At 64.1% G+C, this 22,424-nt stretch carries 22 protein-coding genes and 2 pseudogenes; 14 read left to right on the top strand and 10 right to left on the bottom strand.

Features of this window, described 5'->3' with window-relative positions:
* Positions 1-85: 85 nt before the first annotated feature.
* From B2J86_RS14020 to B2J86_RS13995, 6 genes and pseudogenes are all read right to left on the bottom strand, one after another.
* On the bottom strand, positions 86-814 hold the full coding sequence (locus B2J86_RS14020) for a phospholipase D family protein (RefSeq protein WP_173025930.1): 729 nt from the start codon (positions 812-814) through the stop codon (positions 86-88).
* Positions 815-904: 90 nt separating this feature from the next.
* Complete coding sequence (locus B2J86_RS14015; RefSeq protein WP_173025929.1) at positions 905-1,600, bottom strand: DUF1524 domain-containing protein; 696 nt, start codon at positions 1,598-1,600, stop codon at positions 905-907.
* A gap of 92 nt (positions 1,601-1,692) precedes the next feature.
* Positions 1,693-1,899: a hypothetical protein gene (locus tag B2J86_RS18255; protein WP_254068124.1), complete on the bottom strand. Its 207-nt coding sequence runs from the start codon at positions 1,897-1,899 to the stop codon at positions 1,693-1,695.
* Between the two features lie 120 nt (positions 1,900-2,019).
* Positions 2,020-2,064: pseudogene (locus B2J86_RS18450) on the bottom strand (hypothetical protein); the annotation flags it as partial.
* Positions 2,065-2,069: 5 nt separating this feature from the next.
* A pseudogene (locus B2J86_RS14005) lies at positions 2,070-2,652 on the bottom strand (DUF262 domain-containing protein).
* Between the two features lie 45 nt (positions 2,653-2,697).
* Entirely contained in the window at positions 2,698-4,518 is a 1,821-nt protein-coding gene (locus B2J86_RS13995; protein WP_173025926.1) for a glutamine--tRNA ligase/YqeY domain fusion protein, read from the bottom strand.
* Between the two features lie 181 nt (positions 4,519-4,699).
* On the opposite strand from B2J86_RS13995, the gene B2J86_RS13990 reads away from it, so the two are divergent.
* The 6 genes from B2J86_RS13990 (at position 4,700) to B2J86_RS13965 (ending at position 8,607) form a co-directional block, all read left to right on the top strand.
* On the top strand, positions 4,700-5,053 hold the full coding sequence (locus tag B2J86_RS13990) for a hypothetical protein (protein ID WP_173025925.1): 354 nt from the start codon (positions 4,700-4,702) through the stop codon (positions 5,051-5,053).
* A gap of 146 nt (positions 5,054-5,199) precedes the next feature.
* Positions 5,200-5,643, top strand: a complete 444-nt coding sequence (aroQ, locus tag B2J86_RS13985) for a type II 3-dehydroquinate dehydratase (RefSeq protein ID WP_173025924.1) — start codon at positions 5,200-5,202, stop codon at positions 5,641-5,643.
* A gap of 8 nt (positions 5,644-5,651) precedes the next feature.
* Positions 5,652-6,518, top strand: coding sequence for an alpha/beta fold hydrolase (locus B2J86_RS13980; RefSeq protein WP_173025923.1), 867 nt, complete (start codon positions 5,652-5,654; stop codon positions 6,516-6,518).
* A 28-nt stretch (positions 6,519-6,546) separates the two neighbouring features.
* A complete protein-coding gene (arfB, locus tag B2J86_RS13975; protein ID WP_173025922.1) occupies positions 6,547-6,954 on the top strand; it encodes an alternative ribosome rescue aminoacyl-tRNA hydrolase ArfB in 408 nt (135 codons plus the stop codon).
* Positions 6,955-7,059: 105 nt separating this feature from the next.
* Positions 7,060-7,884, top strand: a complete 825-nt coding sequence (locus B2J86_RS13970; RefSeq protein ID WP_173025921.1) for a class III extradiol ring-cleavage dioxygenase — start codon at positions 7,060-7,062, stop codon at positions 7,882-7,884.
* A 51-nt stretch (positions 7,885-7,935) separates the two neighbouring features.
* Positions 7,936-8,607 (top strand): alpha/beta hydrolase, encoded by a 672-nt coding sequence (locus tag B2J86_RS13965; protein WP_173025920.1) that lies wholly within the window; start codon positions 7,936-7,938, stop codon positions 8,605-8,607.
* Positions 8,608-8,615: 8 nt separating this feature from the next.
* On the opposite strand, the gene B2J86_RS13960 is transcribed toward B2J86_RS13965, so the two are convergent.
* Positions 8,616-9,083 carry an Lrp/AsnC family transcriptional regulator gene (locus B2J86_RS13960; RefSeq protein ID WP_169170157.1) on the bottom strand — a complete coding sequence of 156 codons (468 nt, stop codon included), beginning with the start codon at positions 9,081-9,083 and terminating at the stop codon, positions 8,616-8,618.
* Between the two features lie 103 nt (positions 9,084-9,186).
* Here B2J86_RS13960 and mdeB point away from each other — a divergent pair, with 103 nt between their 5' ends.
* From mdeB to B2J86_RS13925, 7 genes are all read left to right on the top strand, one after another.
* Positions 9,187-11,877: an alpha-ketoglutarate dehydrogenase gene (mdeB, locus tag B2J86_RS13955; protein WP_173025919.1), complete on the top strand. Its 2,691-nt coding sequence runs from the start codon at positions 9,187-9,189 to the stop codon at positions 11,875-11,877.
* Positions 11,878-11,952: 75 nt separating this feature from the next.
* Positions 11,953-12,969 carry a methionine ABC transporter ATP-binding protein gene (locus B2J86_RS13950; RefSeq protein ID WP_173025918.1) on the top strand — a complete coding sequence of 339 codons (1,017 nt, stop codon included), beginning with the start codon at positions 11,953-11,955 and terminating at the stop codon, positions 12,967-12,969.
* Positions 12,969-13,646 (top strand): methionine ABC transporter permease, encoded by a 678-nt coding sequence (locus tag B2J86_RS13945; RefSeq protein ID WP_173025917.1) that lies wholly within the window; start codon positions 12,969-12,971, stop codon positions 13,644-13,646. The genes B2J86_RS13950 and B2J86_RS13945 overlap by 1 nt, the downstream gene beginning before the upstream one ends.
* A 37-nt stretch (positions 13,647-13,683) precedes the next feature.
* Positions 13,684-14,457: a MetQ/NlpA family ABC transporter substrate-binding protein gene (locus B2J86_RS13940; RefSeq protein WP_169634357.1), complete on the top strand. Its 774-nt coding sequence runs from the start codon at positions 13,684-13,686 to the stop codon at positions 14,455-14,457.
* 33 nt (positions 14,458-14,490) lie between these two features.
* On the top strand, positions 14,491-15,636 hold the full coding sequence (locus tag B2J86_RS13935) for a PLP-dependent aspartate aminotransferase family protein (RefSeq protein WP_173025916.1): 1,146 nt from the start codon (positions 14,491-14,493) through the stop codon (positions 15,634-15,636).
* Positions 15,633-16,835, top strand: a complete 1,203-nt coding sequence (locus tag B2J86_RS13930; protein ID WP_173025915.1) for a nitrate/nitrite transporter — start codon at positions 15,633-15,635, stop codon at positions 16,833-16,835. Before B2J86_RS13935 ends, B2J86_RS13930 begins: the two co-directional genes overlap by 4 nt.
* The gene (locus B2J86_RS13925) at positions 16,832-18,010 is read left to right on the top strand and encodes a M20 family metallopeptidase (RefSeq protein WP_216842400.1); all 1,179 of its coding nucleotides are present in this window, start codon (positions 16,832-16,834) and stop codon (positions 18,008-18,010) included. Before B2J86_RS13930 ends, B2J86_RS13925 begins: the two co-directional genes overlap by 4 nt.
* Positions 18,011-18,205: 195 nt before the next feature.
* Here B2J86_RS13925 and B2J86_RS13920 read toward each other — a convergent pair whose 3' ends face one another.
* Both B2J86_RS13920 and B2J86_RS13915 read right to left on the bottom strand, forming a co-directional pair.
* Entirely contained in the window at positions 18,206-19,489 is a 1,284-nt protein-coding gene (locus tag B2J86_RS13920; RefSeq protein WP_173025914.1) for an amidase, read from the bottom strand.
* 22 nt (positions 19,490-19,511) lie between these two features.
* Positions 19,512-20,498: a tripartite tricarboxylate transporter substrate binding protein gene (locus B2J86_RS13915; protein WP_173025913.1), complete on the bottom strand. Its 987-nt coding sequence runs from the start codon at positions 20,496-20,498 to the stop codon at positions 19,512-19,514.
* Between the two features lie 118 nt (positions 20,499-20,616).
* Between B2J86_RS13915 and B2J86_RS13910 the strand changes: the two genes are divergently transcribed.
* Complete coding sequence (locus B2J86_RS13910; RefSeq protein ID WP_173025912.1) at positions 20,617-21,555, top strand: LysR family transcriptional regulator; 939 nt, start codon at positions 20,617-20,619, stop codon at positions 21,553-21,555.
* Between the two features lie 31 nt (positions 21,556-21,586).
* Here B2J86_RS13910 and B2J86_RS13905 read toward each other — a convergent pair whose 3' ends face one another.
* On the bottom strand, positions 21,587-22,417 hold the full coding sequence (locus tag B2J86_RS13905) for a zinc-dependent peptidase (protein WP_173025911.1): 831 nt from the start codon (positions 22,415-22,417) through the stop codon (positions 21,587-21,589).
* Positions 22,418-22,424: the final 7 nt, after the last annotated feature.

The following is a 22,424-nucleotide window of genomic DNA, read 5'->3' as shown; positions in this document are numbered from 1 at the left end:
TTTGAATAAAATTGGCCGATAGTCTTACGGAGTAAGCGTTAGTTGCTATTGAAATAAGAGCGTCGGATGAGTACGCCGTCGCGTCTTATGCCAACACCAAATCCTGCGGCCATAAGAAATAAGGCCCAAACCGCGACTTGGCCACAAGCTCCACGCCCGCCTGCTCGCCCTTGGGCGTGAGCACATGCTTATCGTCTTGTTGTTCCAAGTAGCCTTGCTCTGTGGCGCGATCCAGTAGTTGCGCTGTTTTTAGGCCGAATTTCTGCGCCAGCTTGGACGAGGCAATTTTGCCGCCTGCTGATGCTTCGGCATCGCTGCTTGTCGTATCCGGTTCCTGCGTAGTGGCGTGTTCCGGTCCGCCAGCGGCCACGCGCTCCAGAGAAATACGCACTTCATCGCTGATGCGGATGATGCGCTGCGCTTCTTCATAAGCGTCTTTGTAGAGTTGGCCGTCTTCGCCGCGTTGAATCAGGATGCCCATCTCGTTATTGTTGACTTGGCTGAACTCGTACAGGTTCAGACTGGTCACGATGCACATCTCTTCGTTCATGTAGCATTTTGCGTGCAGGTTCTTGCAAAAGCTGGTCCGGATATAGGTCAGACCACGCAGCCATTCAATCTCTTGCGGCTGCAACTCGCTTTTGCCGTAGACGATGCGCACGTCGATTTTCAAACGATTCTTGTCGGCCAACAGCTCTTTCATCCGGTCATTAAGTTTGAGGAAGGGACTGATGAGGATGAGGCGGTCAGAAGCGCATTTTATTAATTCTTCGAGAAAGTAATTGGTTGCGCTGGTGTTGAGAAATTTGGCCATCAGTTTTATTTTGTCGCTAGCAAAATTTTTCCAGTCGGTTTTTTCTGTGAAGGTTCCACTAATAGGGCGTGTTTTGTTTTATTGCGAAATTTAGGCGGGAATTAGATCGAATTTTTGATTTCCTGTCGCAGCTGTTTGTATTCCGAATTGTTTTGAGATTTCAAGCCAAAATCGTTCGGCTAGTTCATTGGTTCGCTGCTCTACCTCGTGATTGCCCCATTCGGTGGCGCGACTAAGAGTGGAGTCACATGGGAGTTGGTTTTCTTTGTATTTTGCAAGTTTTAATATTGCAGGTTCATTTCCGAGTTGATTGTTGAACGATGTTCTGAGAAACCAAAGATTTCCAATTGAGGCCATAGTCGTGTCTGGTAATGAAACCCCACTTTGGGGCTCGATGTGCTCGATAGACATGTCTGTTGCATTTATTGAAAATGCTGGAAACATCCATTCAAAAAGTTTCACAACAACATACTGTACTTCTCGCTTCTGAGAGTTAAATTTGTCTGAATATTTTAGCGATTTGAATTTTTCAATAAATTCATCTTTGTTGGGAAGTTTTGAGGCAAGCTTTGTTGTGAATTCGTTTATTGCCTTGCGACGTCGAACAGGTTCGTTGAAGCTTGCAAGTGATTTTGCATGGGAGGCATACATCTTTGCAACCCCACCGGATGAACGAGATCCCATTAAGTGTGTATTGACAAATGTGAAGCTTTCCACAGTATGTAGCAGCTTAACGAGTTCATTTTTCAGTAGTGTTCTGCGTTCATACTTCTGAAGTGCAGTCATTAATAATGGCAATGGGTGCCGAACCCTGAATTTATTAATTGCTTCCAGAGAATTTTTTATTTCTTGCTCGTCGGTACGCCATTTTTTAAAATTTATCTCAAATAAATTTCGATAAGTTTCTGAGTAAGCGACGAGTTCGTCGAGTAACTCTTTGGCTGCTGTTTTGTTTTTGACGGATTCTTTGCTACTTTAAAAAGATCGCGTTTTTGAACAAAATTGTTTTTTGCAAGCCAGTAGTGGTAGATGAACATGTCCAAATCAACATCTTCTGCGCCAATTGCTTTAATGTTGTCAGACATGGTTGACCATTTTACTTTTACAGAGTCGCCGTGCGAATTTTTCTCTCTTAGCAATCTGGCAAGATGATTTTTAAGCAGATCTGCTGTGGCTAGATCTTTTCCTCGAGTGTTTAAAGTCTCGAACACTTGATATGCATCATCTTCACTATCAAGTTCAACATATATTACTTTCAGTGCCAGAAGTGTGTCTCTGAATTGATCGAGTTTTGTTTTGCGCGTGATTTTTTTGTGGATTCATTTACTACTCCCGCCTGTAATTCTGTTAGCGTCGCTGCAATCCGTTCGCTGAAATATTGAAATGCTGACTGAAGTAAAGATTCTTCTTCTCCGAGCTTTAGTTTTAGAGGTTCGGAGTGTGGTCTTTGAATTGCGGTTTGGAAATATGGATGTGATGTCTCTGTCTTTAGAACATATGTTGCCTCATTGTTTTTGTTATTTCTTTCAATGAAATTTTGCACTCCGGATGCTCTGTCTTCAAAACCAAATAGCCGGTATGAATTTCTAATTGAAGCAAGAATTAGAGTGATAGTAGTTAGTCTTTGCTGTCCATCAACAAATTGCTTTTGATTGGGCTTTTGAGAATGTTGCAACGGATCCAATAAAGTAGTCATTTTGCTTGCTATCAAAAACATCTGTCCAGAATTCATCCCAATTGTCGCGGTCCCAGGAATATGGGCGTTGAAATCTTGGAATTTCAAAATAATTGCTTTGTAGAATGAATTCAATATTATGATCTTGGCATTGGATTTTCATTTTTGTCTCGCTCCATAGTTCTCAATGGCAATTAATGGAGGTTTGTTATTTTCCCCAGCTATCCTTCAACCCCACCGCCAAGTTAAACACCGGCTTGCCCACTTTGTGGTCCACCCGGTCCGCCACAAAGTACCCATGCCGCTCAAACTGAAACTTGTCGTCCGGCTTCGCATTGGCCAATGACGGCTCGACGATGGCGGTCACCACCTTCAGGCTGTTCGGGTTCAGGCTCTCGATGAAGTCCTTGCCGCCAGCATCAGGCTGGGCGTCAAGGAACAGGCGGTCGTACATGCGCACTTCGGCCGGTACGCCGTCGGCCACGCCGACCCAGGTGATGGCGGCTTTCACCTTCACGCTGTCGGCGCCGGGCGTGCCGCTCTTGGTGTCGGGCACCACGGTGGCCAGCACTTCGGTGATCTTTCCGGTGGCGTCTTTGTGGCAGCCGGTGCACTCGATGACGTAGCCGCCCTTGAGGCGCACCTTGTTGCCGGGGAACAGGCGCTTGTAGCCCTTGGGCGGCACTTCTTCAAAGTCTTCGCGCTCGATCCACACTTCCTTGCCGATGGTGAAGTGGCGCACGGGGCTCTCTGTGCCTTCGGGCGGGTGGGGCAGGGCGGGCAGGCTGCAGGGCTCCAGGTGGCCGGCGCCCATGGTCTCATCCCAGTTGGTCAGCACGAGCTTGACGGGGTTGAGCACGGCCATGCCGCGATGGGCCTTGAGCTCGAGGTCTTCGCGCAGGCAGCCTTCGAGCGTGCTGTAGTCGATCCAGCTGTCGCTCTTGGTGACGCCGATGCGCTCGGCAAACATCTGCAGCGCAGCGGCGGTGTAGCCGCGGCGGCGCAGGCCGACGATGGTGGGCATGCGCGGGTCGTCCCAGCCGCTGACCTTGTGGTCGTACACCAGCTGGGCGAGCTTGCGCTTGCTGGTGATCACATACGTCAGGTTCAGGCGCGAGAACTCGTACTGGCGCGGGGGCGGGCTGGCCAGCAGGCCGCCTTCGGTGAGGCGCTCGAGCAGCCAGTCGTAGAACGGGCGCTGGTCTTCAAATTCGAGCGTGCAGAAGCTGTGGGTGATCTGCTCGAGCGCATCCTCGATCGGGTGCGCATAGGTGTACATCGGGTAGATGCACCAGGTGTCGCCCGTGTGGTGGTGCGTGGCGCGGCGGATGCGGTAGATGGCCGGATCGCGCATGTTGATGTTGGGGCTGGCCATGTCGATCTTGGCGCGCAGCACCATCGATCCATCCTCGTGCTCGCCAGCCTTCATTTCGCGGAACTTGGCCAGGTTCTCGGCCGGGGTGCGGCTGCGGTACGGGCTGTTGACGCCGGGCTTGCTGAAGTCGCCGCGGTTGGTGCGGATCTGCTCGATGGTCTGTTCGTCCACATAGGCGTGGCCGGCTTCGATCAGGTACTCGGCCGCGCGGTACATGAAGTCGAAGTAGTCGCTGGCCTGGTAGGGCTTGTCGTTGCCGCTCTGGCTCCAGTCAAAGCCCAGCCATTGCACCGCGTCAATGATGCTGTTGACGTATTCGGTGTCTTCTTTTTCGGGGTTGGTGTCGTCAAAGCGCAGGTGGCACACGCCGCCGTAGTCGCGCGCCAGCCCGAAGTTGATGCAGATGCTCTTGGCGTGGCCGATGTGCAGGTAGCCGTTGGGCTCGGGCGGAAAGCGCGTGCGGATCTTGGCCGGGTCGGGCGTGCCGGCGGCGTGGTGCGCGGCGTCGCCAGGGCTGCCAGCCCAGCGGCGCTGTGCGTAAGTGCCCTTGTCCAGGTCGGCTTCGATGATCTGGCGCAGGAAGTTGCTGGGCTTGGCGGCGTCGGCGGTCGCTGCAGCGGCGGCCGGGGTGTTGGCGGGGGTGGGGTGGCTCATGGGCGCATTTTAGGCGGCACACTCTGGCGGCGTTACGCACTGCAACACGGCTTTGCCCAGCGCCTGAACTTCCCGAAACAAGAACTTTACAGTTCTATGCCATCCTTTCTGCCATCTGGTGCGTTATGTACCTACAGGGCCGTGCAGATTGGTTGCCAGGCCCTTCAACCAGGAGATTTCCATGACAAGAATCCGTTCCCTGTATGGCATGGCTGCCGCTGCCGGTGTGGCATTGGCCGCGTTGCTGGGCCCAGGCATTGCCCAGGCGCGCGATGTGAACTGGTCGGTGGGGCTGAGTTCGCCCGGTGTTTCGGTGGGGGTGACCAATGGCTACCCCGTGTATGCGGCGCCCGCGCCGGTCTATTACGCGCCGCCGCGTCCGGTGTATTACGCACCGCCGCCGCCGGTGTACTACGCGCCGCCGCGCCCGGTCTATTACGCGCCTGCGGTGGTGGTGGGGCCTCCCGCCTATGGCTATTACCGTGAGGGCTGGCGCGGCCATGGGCATGGCCACCGCCACGGCCATCGCCACTGAAGCGGTTGTCCATTCCCCTGCCGTGTTGGACGCGGCGTGCACGAAGCGGCCTTTGCGGGCCGCTTTGCATTGTGCGCGCCGCATAATCGGGCGCTCCGGCCCGCCGAAGATGAGTTCGCGGTGGCCGCAACGCCTGGAGCGATCCCTTGAAAACTGTCTTTGTCCTGAACGGCCCCAATCTGAACCTGCTGGGCTCGCGTGAGCCGGCTGTGTACGGTGCGCAAACCCTGGCCGATGTTGAGCAAATTTGTATCGAAGCGTGTGGACACCACGGCTTTGCGCTGCAGTTTCGCCAGAGCAACCACGAAGGCGTGCTGGTGGACTGGATCCACGAGGCCGGCCGCCTGCATGCCGCTGGCGAGCTGGCGGGCGTGGTGCTCAATGCCGGCGCCTACACCCACACCAGCGTGGCGCTGCTCGATGCCACCAAGGGCACGGGCGTCACGCTGATCGAGCTGCACATCAGCAACGTGCATGCGCGCGAGGCGTTCAGACACCACTCTTACATTGCCGCCGCTGCGCGCGCCGTGGTGTGCGGGTTTGGCGTGCAGGGCTACGCGCTGGCCATCGATGGCCTGGCACGGCTGTGAGCGCAGCCATGTCTTCTGTCACGGAATCCGCAGGCCTGCCGGCCGAAGTGCGGCAGTTGGCCGCCCTGGCCGAGCGGCGCACCACGCCCTGCGGCGCGGGCAATATGGTCTGGCATGTCTGGGGCGCGGCGCGGCCCGGCGTGGCCCCGCTGGTGCTGCTGCATGGCGGCAGTGGCAGCTGGACGCACTGGGTGCGCAACATCGATGCCCTGGTCGCCGCGGGCCGCCAGCTGTGGGTGCCCGATTTGCCGGGCTTTGGCGCGTCGGCCTTGCCGCCGACGGGCAGCGACGCGGATGCGCTCGTCGAACCGCTGCACGCGGGCCTGCAGGCCCTCATGGGTGGGCGGCCGGTGGATCTGGTGGGCTTTTCGTTTGGCGGCCTGACGGCCGGCCTGCTGCTGGCTGCGCACCCGGCCCTGGCGCAGCGCCTGGTGCTGGTGGGGGCACCCGCCATGGGCGTAGTGCCGCAGCGCCAGTTCGAACTCAAGGCCTGGCGCCATCTGGCCGACCCGCAGCAGCAGCTGGTGGTGCACCGCCACAACCTGGCTGCGCTGATGCTGCACGATCCGCAGCAGATCGAGGGCCTGGCGCTGGACCTGCACGTGGCCAACATGCAGCACGACCGCATGCCGCGCCGGCGCCTCTCGGGCACCGACATCCTGGCGCGCTCGCTGCCGCGTGTGGCGTGCCCGGTGCATGCCATCTATGGCCGGCACGATGCGCTGTACCGCCACTACATCGAACAGCTTGAAGGCGCCTATGCGGCGTCGGCGCCCGACTTTCGCGGCATGGCGCTGGTCGACGGTGCCGGCCACTGGGTGCAGTTCGAGCGCGCGCAGGCCTTCCACACTGCGCTGCTGGCCGCGCTGGCCTGAGCGCATGGCAGCGGGGTGTGGTGACTTCATGACGGCACCCTTGTTGCAGGTGGATGAGCGCGAGGTGGAGATCACCGCCATGCGCGCGCAAGGCGCCGGCGGGCAGAACGTCAACAAGGTGTCCAGCGCGGTGCACCTGCGCTTTGACATCGGCGCCTCGTCGCTGCCGCTGGACGTGAAGGCGCGGCTGCTGGCGCTGCGCGACAGCCGCATCACGCAGGACGGCGTGCTCGTCATCAAGGCGCAGCAGTACCGCAGCCAGGAGCAAAACCGCGCCGACGCGCTGGAACGCCTGAACGTACTGGTCAACAGCGTGGCCCGGCCGCCGCTGGCGCGCCGGGCCACCAAGCCCACGTACGGCTCCAGGCAGCGCCGGCTGGAAGGCAAGTCGCAGCGCAGCGAGACCAAGGCGCTGCGCGGCAAGGTGCGCGATTGACGCGGACCCGGGCATTGGTTCGCAAATCGGAACAAACTGTCCGTCGGCCTGGGCTTGGTATAGCGGCCGCTAGCTCCTACATTTGATCTATTGAGGATGCCCACCATGTCTGCCACTGCACAACACCCTGTTCACACCCCCGTTCCCGCCCTCTACGTCTCGCACGGCGCGCCGCTGTTTGCCATCGAAGCGGGCGAAACCGGCCCCGCGCTGACCCGCTGGGGCGAAGGTCTGCGCGCGCGCTTCCCCGGCCTGCGCGGCGTGGTCATCATGTCGCCGCACTGGATGGCGCGCACGCCGCAGGTCATGACCGGCGCGCAGCCCGCTACCTGGCACGACTTCGGCGGCTTTCCGCCCGCGCTCTACCAGTTGCAGTACCCGGCACCGGGCTCGCCCGCGCTGGCCGCCGAGGTGCTGCGCCTGCTGCAGGCGGCGGGCGTGCCCGCCGAAGGCGACGCCAAGCGCCCGTTCGACCATGGGGCCTGGGTGCCTTTGATGCACCTGTTCCCGCAGGCCGACGTGCCGGTGGTGCAGGTGGCGCTGCCGGCGGACGCGGGCCCGGCCGAGGTCTATGCCATGGGCGTGGCCCTGCGCAGCCTGCGCGCGCAGGGCGTGCTGGTGCTGGGCTCGGGCAGCATGACGCACAACCTCAGTGAATTCTTTGGCGGCGCGCATGCGCCCGCGCCCTATGTGCTGGAGTTCAGCCGCTGGATCGAAGCGGCCGTGGCGCGCGGCGACCTCCAGGCCTTGTTGAACTACCGCACGCAGGCGCCGCACGCCGTGCGCGCCCACCCGACGGAAGACCATTTCCTGCCGTTCTTTTTCGCGCTGGGGGCTGCCGGCGACGACTGGCAGGCCGACTACCTGAGCCGCGAAGTGATGTACGGCATCCTGGCCATGGATGCCTTTGCGCTGCAGCCTGCGGCCTGATGCGCGGGTGGCCGGACTTTTATCAACCCAAACTGCCTCTGGTGCTTATCCATGATTGATTTGCCGCTCCCTTTTTTGAGGCGTCCCGCTGCCCCTGGCACGCCCCAGCCCTGGCTGTTGGTGCTGATGCACGGCGTGGGCAGCAACGAGCAGGACCTGTTTGGCCTGGCGGGGCACATCCCCGGGCGCTTTCATGTGCTGAGCCTGCGCGCGCCCTACCGCATGGCGCCGGGCGCGTTTGCCTGGTTTGACTTCTCCGTCGCTCCCGACGGCGCGCGCAGCATCAACGAAGCGCAGGAAGCCGCCAGCCGCGCACTGCTGGCACAGGTGCTGGATTCGGCGCAAAAGCAGCTGGGCATTCCGCCCGAGCGCGTCGTGGTCGGCGGCTTCAGCCAGGGCGGCATCATGGCGCTGTCGCTGCTGCTGACGCGGCCAGAGCTGCTGCAGGCCGCGCTGGTGTGGCACAGCCGTTTGCTGCCCCAGGCGGTTGCTCTCGGCGCGCCGGCCGACGCGCTGCGCGGCAAGCAGCTGTGGCTGAGCCATGGCACGCAAGACAACGTGATTCCGCTGGCAAATGCCCATGCGGTGCGGCAGCACATGGAGCTACTGCCCGTGGCGATGACCTACCGCGAGTTCCCTGGCGCGCACGAGATCCGCCCGGCCGAGCTGGCGGCCACGGTGGCCTGGCTGGAGGCGCTGCCGTCCACGCCAACGGCGTCCTGAGCGTTTTTTTACGGGACCGGCAGGGGCAGGGCGGTCTTGTAGCGCACCTGCTTGAGCGCAAAGCTCGAGCGGATCTTTTCAATGCCCGGGATCGAGGTGAGCTGCTCCAGGATGAAGCGCTCCAGCGCCGAGATGTCCGCCACGGCCACGCGAATCAGGTAGTCCGAGTCGCCGGTCATCAGGTAGCACTCCATCACCTCGTCGTGCTCGGCGATGCGGCGTTCAAAATCGGCCAGCGCTTCCTTGCTTTGTGTCTTGAGGCTGATGCTGATGAACACATTGAGCCCCAGCCCCAGGGCCGCCGCGTTGGCCAGCGCCACATAGCGGCTGATCACGCCCGCCGCCTCCAGTGCCTTGACGCGGGCAAGGCACGGCGAGGGCGACAGGTGCACGCGCCGCGCCAACTCCACGTTGGAGAGCGAGCCGTCGGCCTGCAGCTCGGCAAGGATGCGAAAATCCACGTTGTCTAGTTTCATGTGCCGCATTGTGGATCTTTTGTGGCATTAAATGCCGCAAATTCGGAATTTCCAGGCCGCAGAAAAGCATCTCATTTCAGCAGGGCGTGATTACAGTGGGCGCATGAATGCCCTGACGTCTCTTTCCATTGCCGCGCCGGACCTGGACGCTGCCGACACCGACCCCGAAGAAACTGCCGAGTGGCGCGACGCCTTTCTGGCACTGCTGGCAACCGAAGGCCCAGAGCGCGCGCGCCACATGCTGCAAGAGCTGGTGCTGCTGGCGCGCACCCAGCGCATTGGCTGGCAGCCCGACCTGAACACGCCTTATGTGAACAGCGTGGCGGTGCACGAGCAGCCGGTGTTCCCGGGCGACCTGGCGATCGAGGAGCGGGTCGCGTCCATCGTGCGCTGGAACGCGCTGGCCATGGTGGTGCGCGCCAACCAGGCCTACGGCGAACTCGGCGGCCACATCGCCAGCTATGCCAGCGCGGCCGACCTCTTCGAGTCCGGCTTCAACCACTTCTTCCGCGCCCGCGAGGGCCTGGGCGCGGGCCAGCACCGCGGCGACCTGGTGTTCTTCCAGCCGCACAGCGCGCCGGGCGTGTATGCGCGCGCCTACCTGGAGGGGCGCCTGTCCGAAGCGGACCTGATGCATTACCGGCAGGAAATCACCGCGCCCGCGGCCGGTGCGCAGGGCCTGTCGAGCTACCCGCACCCGTGGCTCATGCCCGACTTCTGGCAGTTCCCCACGGGCTCGATGGGCATCGGTCCGATCAGCTCGATCTACCACGCGCGCTTCATGCACTACCTCACGCACCGCGGGCTGCTCGACTGCGCGGGACGCAATGACACAGCAGGACGCACCGCGATGCGGCGCGTGTGGGGCGTGTTTGGCGACGGCGAAATGGACGAGCCCGAGAGCATGAGCGCGCTGACGCTGGCCGCGCGCGAGAAGCTCGACAACCTGGTCTGGGTGGTCAACTGCAACCTGCAGCGCCTTGACGGCCCGGTGCGCGGCAACGGCCGCATCATCGACGAGCTCGAGCGCCTGTTCTCGGGCGCCGGCTGGAACGTGATCAAGCTGGTCTGGGGCAGCGACTGGGACGGCCTGTTCGCGCGCGACCTCACGGGCGCGCTGGCGCGGGCCCTGGCCGGCACCGTGGACGGGCAGATGCAAACCTTTGCCGCCAAGGACGGGCGCTTCAACCGCGACAACTTCTTTGGCCAGAACCCCGAACTGGCGCACCTGGTGCAGGGCATGACCGACGAGCAGATCGACCGCCTGAAGCGCGGCGGGCACGACCTCGTGAAGATCCACGCCGCCTACGCCGCCGCCGCGCGCCACACCGGCCAGCCCACGGTGATCCTGGCCCACACCAAGAAGGGCTACGGCATGGGCACGGCGGGACAGGGCAAGATGACCACGCACAGCCAGAAGAAGCTCGACGAGACCGACCTGATCGAGTTCCGCAACCGCTTCAAACTGCCGCTCTCCGATGCGCAGGCCACGGGCCTGGCGTTCTACAAGCCGGCCGAGGACAGCCCCGAGATGCAGTACCTGCACCGGCAGCGCCAGCAGCTCGGCGGCTATTTGCCGCAACGCGAGTCCATCTGCGACACGCTGCCCGTGCCGGCGCTGGAAAGCTACGCGCGCTTTGCGCTGCAGCCGCAGGCCAAGGAAATGAGCACCACGATGGCCTTTGTGCGCATGCTCGGCGCCCTGCTCAAAGACGCGCAGCTGGGCCCGCGCATCGTGCCCATCGTGGCCGACGAAGCGCGCACCTTCGGCATGGCCAACCTGTTCAAGCAGGTCGGCATCTACAGCAGCGTCGGCCAGCGCTACGCGCCCGAAGACATCGGCTCGGTGCTGAGCTACCGCGAGGCACTCGACGGGCAGATCCTCGAGGAAGGCATCAGCGAAGCCGGTGCGCTGGCCAGCTGGACGGCCGCCGCCACCAGCTACAGCGTGCACGGCCTGGCCATGCTGCCGTTCTACATCTACTACTCGATGTTCGGCTTCCAGCGCGTCGGCGACGCCATCTGGGCCGCCGCTGACCAGCGCGCACGCGGCTTTCTGCTCGGCGCCACCTCGGGCCGCACCACGCTCGCCGGCGAGGGCCTGCAGCATCAGGACGGCAGCAGCCACCTGGTGGCGGCCACCATCCCCAACTGCAAGGCCTACGACCCGGCCTTTGCGGGCGAGCTCGCGGTGATCCTCAACGCCGGCATGCGCGCCATGGTGCAGGAGCAGCGCGACGTTTTCTACTACATCACGCTGATGAACGAGAACTACGCCCAGCCCGACCTGCCCGCTGGAGCGCAAGAGGGCGTGCTGCGCGGCTGCTATGTCTTCCATAGCTATCTGCGCAAGGCAGATGCGGGCCAGGGGCCGATTTCATCCAAATACGTGACCCTGCTGGGCTCCGGCGCCATCCTGACCGAGGTGCTGCAGGCCGCCCAATTACTGGCCGCCGAGGGCGTCTCGGCCACCGTGCTCAGCGTGACCAGCTGGAGCGAGCTGGCCCGCGACGGCCAAGCCTGCGAACAGCGCGCGCTGGTGGGCGACGCGGCGCCCGGCACGCCGTGGATCGCCCAGCAGCTTGCGGGCACCCAAGGCCCGGTGATTGCCGCCACCGACTACGTGCGCGCCGTGCCCGACAGCGTGCGCGCCTGGGTGCCCGAGGGCCGGCGCTACCTCACACTGGGCACGGACGGCTTCGGCCGCAGCGACACACGGGCCGCGCTGCGCGGATTTTTCGGGGTGGATGCCGCAAGCATTGCGCGGGCCGCCATGTATACACTTCGTAACTGAGCGGGTGCAGGGACAGCAGGCCATGGCCGCACGCTGCTTTGGGGCGCAATAAACAAAGAAAAACAGAGACAACGCATGATTCAACTCACGGACATACACAAAAGCTACACCGTTCACCAAACACGCATCCCGGCCCTGCAAGGCATTGACCTGTCCATCATTCGAGGGGAGATTTTCGGGGTCATCGGGCATTCGGGCGCAGGCAAATCGACGCTGATCCGCCTCATTAACCTGCTGGAGCGGCCCACGCAGGGCGGCATCACCGTCGGCGGTGAAAACATCCTGGAATTCGACGATCGGGCGCTGCGGAACTTCCGCAGAAAGGTCGGCATGATCTTTCAGCATTTCAATTTGCTGAGCTCCAAGACGGTGGCCGCCAACGTGGCGTTTCCGATCCGGATTGCGGGGGAGACGGACGAGAAAAAAATCGATGCGCGCGTGGACGAGTTGCTGGCACTGGTGGGGCTGAGCCTCCACAAGCACAAATACCCCAAGCAACTCTCGGGCGGCGAGAAGCAGCGCGTGGGCATTGCGCGCGCCCTGGCCAACGGCCCGCATATCCTGCTGTGCGACGAAGCCACCAGCGCTCTGGACCCGCAGACGACGCGCTCGATTCTGCAGCTGCTGCGCGAAATCAACGAGAAACTGCACCTCACGATTGTCCTGATCACCCATGAGATGGATGTGATCCGGACCATCTGCGACCGCGTCGCCGTGATCGATGGCGGCAAGATCGTCGAAAGCGGTCCGGTCGCCCAGGTGTTTCTGCACCCGCAGCATCCGACCACGCGCAACTTCGTCATGGAGGCCGATCACATGGGCGCCGATGAGCCGCTGGGCGGCCCCGCAGGGATCGAGCCCGCCACCGTGCGGCGCCTGACGTTCATGAACGCAGCGATGACCCAGCCGGTCTTCACCCGGGTCGCGCGCGAATGCGCGGTCGACTTCCTGATCCTGAACGGGCGCTTCGGCCAGATCAAGTCGACGCCTTGCGGGCAGTTGACGGTTTCTGTGCAGGGCACGGCGGACAACACCCGCACTGCGTTGCACCGCCTGGCCGAGGCGGGCGTGGTGGTTGAGGAGAATTTCTGATGAACGATCTTTTGCAACACTTCATGCTCGTCGGCATCGACTGGCGCGACATTGGCTGGGCCTCGGTCGACACGCTGTTGATGCTCGGCGGCGCACTGTCGCTGACGCTGCTCCTGGGCCTGCCGCTGGGCGTCGTGCTGTTCTTGACGGCGCCCAAGCAGGTGCTCGAGGCGCACAAGACCTACGCCGTCGTATCGTTCGGCGTCAACATCCTGCGCTCGCTGCCCTTCGTCATTCTGTTGATTGCGATGATTCCGGTGACGGTTTTTCTCACCGGCACCTCACTCGGCGTCGCGGGGGCGATTCCGCCCCTGGTGGTGGGCGGAACCCCGTTCTTTGCGCGCCTCGTGGAAACCTCGCTGCGCGAGGTGGACCGCGGCATCATCGAAGCATCCCAGGCGATGGGCGCGAGCGTGCGGCAAATCGTGCTGGGCGCTTTGCTGCCCGAGGCCTTGCCGGGCATCATCGCCGCCGCGACCGTGACCGCCATTGCCTTGGTGTCGTACACCGCGCTGTCCGGCGTGGTTGGCGGGGGTGGGTTGGGCGACCTGGCGATCCGCTATGGCTACCAGCGGTTTCAGCTGAACGTGATGTTCGCCACCATCATTTTGTTGTTGATTCTGGTGCAGATCCTGCAGTCCGTGGGTCAGCGCCTGGTGATCCATTTCAGTCGGTAGCCGTGCTTTTCAAACCATTATTTCAACAGGAGACAACATGAAGAAACTGTGCATTGCCCTCGCTTTGGGTGCTTCCTTGCTGGCCCACGCCGCCGACAAGATCGTGGTCGGCGCGAGCCCCACGCCCCATGCGGAAATCCTCGAGCACCTGAAGCCGATGCTGGCGCAGCAGGGTGTGGACCTGGACATCAAGGTCTATACCGACTACGTGCAGCCCAACGTGCAGCTGGCCGAGAAAAGAATCGACGCGAACTTTTTCCAGCACAAGCCATACATGGATGAGTTCAACCGCAGCCGCGGCGCCTCGATCCAGGCGGTGGCCGATGTGCTGATCGCCCCGTTTGGCGCCTACTCCAAGAAGATCACGAAGGTCAGTGAGCTCAAGGACGGTGCCACCGTGGCCATTCCGAACGATGCGGTGAACGGTGGCCGCGCCCTGCAGCTGCTGGACCAAGCCAACCTCATCAAGCTCAAGGACCCCAAGAACAACATGTCGACCGAAAAGGACATCGTTCAAAACACCAAGAACATCAAGATCAAGCAACTCGAGGCGCCCATGCTGCCGCGCGTGCTCGGCGAGGTGGACCTGTCGGTCATCAACACGACTTTCGCGCTGGAAGCCAAGCTCAACCCCATGAAGGACGCGCTGATCCTCGAAGGCGGCCAGTCGAACTATGTGAACCTGCTGGCCGCGCGTGCCGACAACAAGGACAGCCCGGCCATGAAGAAGCTGGCCGATGCGCTGCGCTCGCCCCAGTCCAAGCAATTCATTCTGGAGCGCTTCAAGGGCAGCCTGGTGCCCGCGTTCTGAGCCCCGCTTCGTGATGTCGGCAAAGCAAACACTATGAAAACCCACAAGAAATACCGCATGGAAACCCTGGCCGTCCATGCCGGGCACGGCGTGGATGCGGCCACCGGAGCGGTGACCGAGCCCATCCAGCTGTCCACCACGTTCGAGCGCGATGCCGATGGGGGCTATTCGCGCGGTTACCTGTATTCGCGCAACCACAACCCGAACCGCAATGGTTTGGAGGCCGCGCTGTCGGCGCTGGAGGGCGGGGCCGGCGCTGCGGCGTTCGGTTCGGGCCTGGCGGCCGTGACCGCGGTCTTCCAGGGGCTGTCCCCGGGCGACCACGTCGTCGCTCCGGCCGACATCTACCACGGCACGGCGAATGTGCTGAAGCAGATTTTCGCCAAGTGGGGTGTCTCTGCGTCGTTTGTCGACATGACCCGGCTCGATACCGTCCAGGCCGCCATGGCGCCGAACACGCGCATGGTGTGGATTGAAACGCCCTCCAATCCGCTGCTGCAGTGCGTCGACATCGCCGCCCTGGTCGACATCGCCCACCGGCACGGCGCGCGCGCTGTTGCGGACAACACCTTTGCCAGCCCCATGCTGCAGCAGCCGCTGGCGCTGGGCTGCGACATGGTGATGCATGCGACCACGAAGTACCTGGGCGGGCGCAGCGACGTGCTGGGCGGCATGGTGGTGAGCCGCCAGGACGATGAACATTTCGCCCAGTTGCGCACGGCTCAGCTTTTTGGCGGCGGGGTGCCTTCGCCGTTCGATTGCTGGCTGGTGATGCGCAGCCTGCCGACGCTGCCGGCCCGCATGCAGGCCCACTGCGCGAACGCGCAGAAGGTCGCCGAGTTCCTGCAGGCGCACGCGAAGGTCAGCGTGGTGCATTACCCGGGCCTGGAGGACAACCCTTTCCATGCGCTGGCCAGGAAGCAGATGTCCGGTTTTGGCGGCATGCTGTCCTTCGAGGTCCATGGCGGCAAAGAGTCGGCCATGGCGCTGGCCGCGAATGTCGAGATATTCACACGCGCCACCAGCCTGGGGGGGGTGGAGAGCCTGATCGAGCACCGTGCATCGATCGAAGGCCCGGAAAGCAAGACGCCGCAAGGTCTGCTGCGGGTCTCCGTGGGCCTGGAGCACCCAGACGATTTGATCGACGACCTGGCCGGCGCGCTCGATCGCTGCGGATGAACCGTGCCTGGTGGCCCGTCGCGCTGATCGTCCTGGCGCAGTGGCTGGGCACCTCGCTGTGGTTCAGCCCGAACAGCGCCGCCGACGATTTGATGGCGGCCTGGCACATCGGTGCGGCCGAGTTCGCGTGGCTCATTGCGGCCACCCAGGCGGGCTTCATCGCCGGCACTTTGGGGCTGGCGTATGCAGGCTGGGCGGACCGCTATTCCACGAGCCGCTTGTTCGCCCTGTCGTGTGTCGCCGGTGCGGCCGCCAACGGCATGTTTGCGGCCGGCGAGGCCAGTTTCGAGGCCGGGCTCGTGCTGCGGCTGGCGGTCGGCATGTGCCTTGCCGGCATCTACCCACTGGGCATGAAGATGATTGTCGGGTGGGTGGGGGCGAAGTCGGGGGCAGCGCTGGGCGTGCTGGTCGGCATGCTGACCTTGGGGACGGCGTTGCCGCACGGCGTTCGGGCCTATGGCGCGTCCTGGCCGTGGCAAACGGTGGTGGGCGCGTCGTCCATGCTGGCATTGGCGGGGGCTGCGCTGGTGTACTGGCTGGGCGATGGGCCGCACCTGCTGCGTGGGCAAGTGCGCCCAGGCGCTTCGGTGCGCAGAGCGCTGGCGGTGTTCCGCATCCCCGACTTTCGCGCGGCTGCGCTGGGCTATTTCGGGCACATGTGGGAGCTGTATGCCTTCTGGGCCGTGCTGCCCTGGCTGGCTGTGCAGTGGGTGCAGGACGCGCACCGCTTCGGTGGCGGGGCAACGCTCTCGGTCGCACTGATCAGCTTCATGGGCATTGCCGCCGGGTTCTTTGGCTGTGTCATCGGCGGCCGCCTGAGCCTGCGTGTGGGCAGCGCCGTGGTGGCGGGCACCGCGCTGGCATCCTCGGGCCTGCTGTGCCTGCTGTATCCCGTGCTGCCGGCGGACTGGCTCGGGCCGCGCCTTGCGGTACTGCTGGCGTGGGGCTTCTTCGTGGTGGCGGATTCGCCCCAGTTTTCGGCCATTTCGGCGCGCAGTTGCCCGCCCCAATCGGTGGGCAGTGCGCTCGCAATTCAAAACGGCATCGGCTTTCTGATCACTATCGTGAGCATCATGGTGTTGCTGCACTTCATTGACGCTCTGGGCAGCGCGGCCGTATGGATCTTGCTGCCTGGCCCGGCGTTCGGCCTGATAGGCATGTGGCCTTTATTCAGACAAAAAGGGAAGACAAACGCATGATGACAAGCTCCATTGCCGACTTGGCGCTCGGCTTGCAAGACTATATGGTGGCCCAGCGCCGGCACCTGCACCAAAGCCCCGAACTGTCGTTCGAAGAGCGCATGACCTCGGATCATGTGCGGGCCGAACTCGAACGCCTGGGCATTGCCTACGAAGTCGCAGGCGACTACGGCCTGGTGGCCACCGTCGATGGCCAGCATGCCGAGCGCATGGTGGCGCTGCGCGCGGACATGGACGCGCTGCCGATCCAGGAGCAGAACCCACACCTTGACTACTGTTCGCGCCACGCGGGGGTCATGCACGCCTGCGGACACGACGGGCATGTGGCGATGCTGCTGGGGGCCGCGCAGATGCTGGTGCAGATGCGCGAGCGCATCCCCGGAACGGTGAAGCTGTGTTTTCAGCAGGCCGAAGAGCGTGGCGGTGGCACCGCCGACATCCTGAAGCTGCTGGCGCCGCACCCGGTGCGAGGCGCGTTCGCCATCCACCTGTGGTCGGAAATCGAGACCGGAAAGTTTTCCGTGCAAGCGGGCCCGCGCATGGCAGCGGGAGATAATTTCGACATCCTGATCGAGGGCCTGGGCTGCCATGGCGCGACGCCGCAGCGCGGCATCGACCCCATCGTCGTCGCCGCAGAGATCGTGACCAGCGCATCGCACCTGATCGCGCGCGAGATCGATCCGACGCACGCCGCAGCCTTGACCTTTGGCAAGCTGCACAGCGGCCACGCGGGCAACGTGATTCCCCAGAGCGCTGCGCTGGCCGGCACCCTGCGCACCACCGACAAGGCCGACCAGGCGCACCTGCAGGCGGCCTTGCGGCGCGTGGTGGAGCACACCGCGCAGGCGCACCGCGCGCGCGCCACGCTCGACATCCGGCGCGGCGGCACCATGCTGGTCAACGACGCGCGCGAAAGCGCGCGCGCGCACGCGGTCGTTCAGGCCTTGTACGGCGCGCAGGCGCTGATCGACTTCCCGCCGCTGATGGTGTCCGAGAATTTCGGCGACTTCCTCGAGGTCTACCCGGGCCTGATGGCCTTCATCGGCGTGCGCAATGCGGCCTGCGGCGCGACGTTTGCGCACCACCACCCCCAGTTCAATATCGACGAGGCGGTCCTGCACCAGGGGGCCGCGCTGCACGTGGGCTATGCACTGAGCTGCCTCGCCGCCGCGTGATGCACAGGCCCGGGCGCGGGCCGGCCCCGGTTGCGTAATGCACACACGCCTGGCGCTGCAGGCGCTCTCGAAAACAGAGCTTTCTGCGCATATCTGGCATGGTTTTTAGCCGATTTTCTTACCAGATCGGCGCCTGCGGCGGTGCCCACCGAAACGGTGCGGAATGTTCCAACTGCGCCCGCAGGCCGTACCCGCCTAAAGCTCCCAGCGCGGCCGCGCGGCCTGGCTGACAAACGCGGCCACCGCCATCAACCGCTCGTCGTCGCCATAGGCGCCAATCACCTGCGTTCCCATCGGCAGGCCTTGCGGGCCGCGTGCAATCGGCAGCGAGATGCAGGGCAGGTGCAGCAGGCTCCACAGTGCGCCAAAGCGTGGCGAGCCCGAGTCCTTCAGCCCCTTGTCGGCTTCGCCCTCGGCCGGCGGGTAGAGCAGGCCATCGACATCGGCGAACAGCGCCTGCACCGCCTGGCGCGCGAGCGCTGCGCGCTGGCGCATGTCCAGGTACTCCTGCGGCGTGATGCCTTCGCCACCCGCCAGGCGCTGCTGCAGGCGCGTGCTGAAGTGGGCGCTGTGGTGCGCGCGTTCGTGCGCCAGCGACTGGCGCGCTTCGAAGGCGAACAAACGCGCTTGCATCTCGACGAGCGCTTCAATGTCTTCGGGCAGCTGGATGCGCACCACATGGGCACCATCCCGCCGCGCCTGCGCCGCGAGCTGCTCGATCGCCTCCACCATTTCGGGGCGCGCGTGCTCCCATTGCTTCGACATGCACACCGCCAGGCGCGGGCGCAGGGCGGCGCTCTGGGTCAAGCGCACGCCATGCAGGCCGAAGCTGAACAGCGCGGCGTCTTCGACCGTGCGGGTGAGCACGCTGATGGTGTCCTGCCCGGGGCTCAGGGGCTTGAGGCCGGCGGCGTTGAAAAATCCGAAGGTGGGCTTGTAGCCCACCACACCGCAGTACGACGCCGGGCGCACGGTCGAGGCGGTGGTCTGCGTGCCGAAGGCCACGGGCACCATGAAGTCGGCGACCGCCGCCGCCGAGCCGCTGGAGGATCCGCCGGGCGTGTGTTCCAGCCGGTGCGGGTTGCGGGTGGTGCTCGGGGTTTGCGTGGCGAATTCGCTGGTGGCGACTTTGCCCAGGACGAAGGCGCCGCGCTCGCGCGCACTGGCGACACAGGCCGCGTCCGCGACGGGGCGGTGGCCCACATAGATCGGCGAGCCGTAGGCAGTGGTGTGCTGAGCGGTGTCGATCACGTCCTTGACGGCGAACGGCAGGCCGCGCAGCGGCGCCGCAGCGGCGCGGTCGGCCGCGCGGGCGTGCTGCAGCGCCAGTGCAGGGTCGATGGTGGTGAAGGCGAGCACATCCGGGTTGCGCTCTTCAATGCGATCCAGGCAGGCACGCGTGAGCGCTTCGCTGGTGAGGGTGCCGTTGTCGATGGCGCTCAGCGCCTGCAGCGCGGTGAGTTGGTTGGCTGGTTTCATGCTGGAAATTGGACGGACGGAGTTACTGCGGGGTGATGCCGGCGGCGCGGATGGCCTTGGCCCAGCGGTCATGTTCTTTCTTGACGAATGCGCCGAACGCCTCGGGGCTGTCGCCGATCGGCTCTGCGCCTTGCGCCAGCAACAGCTCGCGCACTTTGGGTTCCTGCAGGATGCGGACCACTTCCTGGTTCAGGCGCGTGAGGATGGGCTTGGGCACACCGGCCGGTGCAAACAGGCCGAACCAGCCTTCTACGTCGTAGCCCGGCACGCCGGCCTGCGCGATGGTTGGCACGTCGGGCAGCAGCGGCGAGCGCTTCGTGGAGGTCACGCCCAGCGCCGTGAGTTTGCCGCTGCGAATGTGCGGCAGGCACAGCGGCAGGTTGCAGAACATGGCGCTCACGCGCCCGCCCATCACATCGGTGACGGGCGCACTGCCGCCCTTGTACGGGACATGCAGAAAGTCCGGAATCTGGGCCATGCTCTTGAAGAGCTCGCCCGACAGGTGCATGCTGCCGCCCGCGCCACTGGAGGCGAAGCTGTATTGGTCGGACTTGGCGGCCTCGATGAAGTCCTTGATGCTGCGCGCGGACACCTGCGGGCCGACCACGAGCACGTTGGGCATCGCCGCCACGTTGGTGATGGGCGCGAAGTCGCGCATCGCATCGAAGCGCAGGTTCTTGTGCAGGCTGGGGTTGATCGCGTTGGTGCTGGCCGCGCCCATCATCAGGGTGTAGCCGTCCGGTGCGGCGGCTGCCGCGTATGCCGCGCCGATGTTGCCGTCTGCGCCGGCCTTGTTGTCGATGACCACGGGCTGCCCGAGGGCTTCGGCCAGCCGCTGCGCCACGATGCGCGCGAGCAGGTCGGTGACGCTGCCTGCGGCAAACGGCACCACGATCTGCACCGGCTTGGAGGGGTAGGCGGCTTGCGCCTGGGCCATGCCAGTGTGCGCCACAGTGCCCAGCAGGGCAGCGGCAAGAAGGGCTCGGCGGGACGTGAGAAAACGGGTCATCGGAAGGCTCCAAAGAGAGGGTGAAAGCGCCACATCGGGTGGAGGGCTGCAGAATAGAAGCGGCGTACTGATATGTCTAATATAAAATTCGACCGCATTTGGGTTGATAAATGTCTTAATGCTGCTCTCTCGCGCTTTGCTTGCCTTTGTGGCCGTGGCCGAAGAGCTGCACTTTGGTCGCGCCGCGCAGCGGCTGCACATCAGCCAGCCGCCCTTGAGCCAGCAGATCCGCCAGTTCGAGGAAGAGCTCGGGGCGGCGCTGCTGGTGCGCACGACGCGCTCGGTGCAGCTCACGCCCGCCGGTCGCTTGTTGCTGGAGCGCGCGCGCCAGCTGATCGCCGAAGCCGAGGCGGCGCAGCATGCCGTGCAGCGCACGGCGCGCGGCGAGGCGGGGCACCTCACCTTGGGGTTCACGCACAGCACGGTGTACCGCGTGCTGCCGGACGCGCTGCAGGCCTACCGCACGCACTACCCCGCGGTGGCGCTGGATTTGCGGCAGATGACCTCGGATGTGCTGATCGATGGCGTGCGCAGCGGCCGCATCGATGCCGCTCTGGTGCGCCTGTCTCCCACAATGGAGGGGCCGGACCTGGCGTCCCGCGTCGTGGCCCGCGACCCCTTGGTGCTGGCCCTGCCGGTCGGCCACGCCTTGGCAGACATGGAGCGCGTTCCGGTCGAGGCGCTGCACGGCCTGCCCTGGGTCGGCTACCAGGCGGACGGTGCGCGCTATTTTCATGAACTGGTGGAAAGCGTTTTCGCCTTGGCGCGGGTGCGCCCGGAGGTGCAGCACCTGAGCATCTTGCCGACCCTGCTGGCGCTCGTGGAAGCCGGCATGGGCGCGGCCCTGGTGCCAGCGTCGGCGGTGCAGGGCCACGCGGGGCGGCTCGTGTACCGTTGGCTGGACGGCGCGACCCCGCCGGCGCATGCGGTGCTGTCCTGTGTGTGGCGGGCCGACAACCTGAACCCGGCCACGGCGCGTTTTATCGCGCTCCTGCCGTCGCCGGACGCGGACACAGACACCGGTGAGCGGCCTTTCCCACAGGGCGGCGGCGCCTAGCCGGTGCGGACTGCCGCGCGCCCCGCGGCCTTCAAGCCGCTGCCGCGGGCCGCTGGAAGAACGCATCCAGCAGGGGCAGGAGTGCAGGAAATTCTGACGCGAAGCGCGCACGGTTGACGAAATAGGCTTCGCAGGCCACGGCAAAAAACTCTGCCGGCGCCGTGGCGCCATAGGCGTCCAGCCACGGCGCCGCACCGCCGAAGCGCTGCGCAATCAGCACCTGCTCGCGGAAAGCCGCATAGGCGGGATCCCAGGCCGCCCACCACAGCGCGTGGGCCGCGCGCGCACCCGAGGTGCCCATGAAGCCGGCGGGCAGCGGCGGGCAGCCGTCGGCCGCGCCGCTGCGCATGTCGAGTTTGTGGGCGAATTCATGGAGCACGACGTTGGTGCCGTGCTCGGCGCTGCGGCCCGCCGCGTGGACGTCGTGCCAGCTCAGCATCACGGGGCCGCGCTCCATGGCCTCGCCCACCAGGTGCTCGTCGTAGTGGTGCACCACGCCGGCCTCGTCGGTGACATGGCGGCGCGCGACCACGGCGCCCGGGTGGACCACGATGCCGACGAAATCGTCGTACCAGCCCAGCGTCTGCGCCGGATCGCCCCAGTGCAGCAGCGGCAGGCAGGCCTGGGCGGCGATGGCCACGGCCATGGCGTCGGTCACTGTGAGGCCGTGGCCGCCATGGAATTGCTTGCGCTGCAGGAACAGCGCGCTGAGTGCGCGCAGCTTGGCTTGGTCGTGCAGGGGAAGGTTGGCGAGAAAGGGGTAGTGCTGCACGGTGCGCAGCCACAGCGTGGCGGGAATGTCCGGCACGGGCGCAATGCGCCCGCGCAGCTGCCGCCAAAGGCGCCGGTACCAACCGCCCATGGCGGCC

Origin of the sequence: Acidovorax sp. SRB_14, from assembly GCF_012932145.1 — a bacterium.
Lineage (GTDB): Bacteria > Pseudomonadota > Gammaproteobacteria > Burkholderiales > Burkholderiaceae_C > Simplicispira.
This window is presented reverse-complemented; position numbering and strand designations above follow the sequence as displayed.

What these genes read in the sequence shown, in the direction of transcription:
- B2J86_RS14020 (WP_173025930.1), bottom strand. Translation starts at nt 814, where the DNA reads ATGGCCAAATTTCTCAACACCAGCGCAACCAATTACTTTCTCGAAGAA.
- B2J86_RS14015 (WP_173025929.1), bottom strand. Translation starts at nt 1,600, where the DNA reads ATGACTGCACTTCAGAAGTATGAACGCAGAACACTACTGAAAAATGAA.
- B2J86_RS18255 (WP_254068124.1), bottom strand. Translation starts at nt 1,899, where the DNA reads ATGTCTGACAACATTAAAGCAATTGGCGCAGAAGATGTTGATTTGGAC.
- B2J86_RS13995 (WP_173025926.1), bottom strand. Translation starts at nt 4,518, where the DNA reads ATGAGCCACCCCACCCCCGCCAACACCCCGGCCGCCGCTGCAGCGACC.
- B2J86_RS13990 (WP_173025925.1), top strand. Translation starts at nt 4,700, where the DNA reads ATGACAAGAATCCGTTCCCTGTATGGCATGGCTGCCGCTGCCGGTGTG.
- B2J86_RS13980 (WP_173025923.1), top strand. Translation starts at nt 5,652, where the DNA reads ATGTCTTCTGTCACGGAATCCGCAGGCCTGCCGGCCGAAGTGCGGCAG.
- arfB (WP_173025922.1), top strand. Translation starts at nt 6,547, where the DNA reads ATGACGGCACCCTTGTTGCAGGTGGATGAGCGCGAGGTGGAGATCACC.
- B2J86_RS13970 (WP_173025921.1), top strand. Translation starts at nt 7,060, where the DNA reads ATGTCTGCCACTGCACAACACCCTGTTCACACCCCCGTTCCCGCCCTC.
- B2J86_RS13965 (WP_173025920.1), top strand. Translation starts at nt 7,936, where the DNA reads ATGATTGATTTGCCGCTCCCTTTTTTGAGGCGTCCCGCTGCCCCTGGC.
- B2J86_RS13960 (WP_169170157.1), bottom strand. Translation starts at nt 9,083, where the DNA reads ATGAAACTAGACAACGTGGATTTTCGCATCCTTGCCGAGCTGCAGGCC.
- mdeB (WP_173025919.1), top strand. Translation starts at nt 9,187, where the DNA reads ATGAATGCCCTGACGTCTCTTTCCATTGCCGCGCCGGACCTGGACGCT.
- B2J86_RS13950 (WP_173025918.1), top strand. Translation starts at nt 11,953, where the DNA reads ATGATTCAACTCACGGACATACACAAAAGCTACACCGTTCACCAAACA.
- B2J86_RS13945 (WP_173025917.1), top strand. Translation starts at nt 12,969, where the DNA reads ATGAACGATCTTTTGCAACACTTCATGCTCGTCGGCATCGACTGGCGC.
- B2J86_RS13940 (WP_169634357.1), top strand. Translation starts at nt 13,684, where the DNA reads ATGAAGAAACTGTGCATTGCCCTCGCTTTGGGTGCTTCCTTGCTGGCC.
- B2J86_RS13935 (WP_173025916.1), top strand. Translation starts at nt 14,491, where the DNA reads ATGAAAACCCACAAGAAATACCGCATGGAAACCCTGGCCGTCCATGCC.
- B2J86_RS13930 (WP_173025915.1), top strand. Translation starts at nt 15,633, where the DNA reads ATGAACCGTGCCTGGTGGCCCGTCGCGCTGATCGTCCTGGCGCAGTGG.
- B2J86_RS13925 (WP_216842400.1), top strand. Translation starts at nt 16,832, where the DNA reads ATGATGACAAGCTCCATTGCCGACTTGGCGCTCGGCTTGCAAGACTAT.
- B2J86_RS13920 (WP_173025914.1), bottom strand. Translation starts at nt 19,489, where the DNA reads ATGAAACCAGCCAACCAACTCACCGCGCTGCAGGCGCTGAGCGCCATC.
- B2J86_RS13915 (WP_173025913.1), bottom strand. Translation starts at nt 20,498, where the DNA reads ATGACCCGTTTTCTCACGTCCCGCCGAGCCCTTCTTGCCGCTGCCCTG.
- B2J86_RS13910 (WP_173025912.1), top strand. Translation starts at nt 20,617, where the DNA reads ATGCTGCTCTCTCGCGCTTTGCTTGCCTTTGTGGCCGTGGCCGAAGAG.
- B2J86_RS13905 (WP_173025911.1), bottom strand. Translation starts at nt 22,417, where the DNA reads ATGGGCGGTTGGTACCGGCGCCTTTGGCGGCAGCTGCGCGGGCGCATT.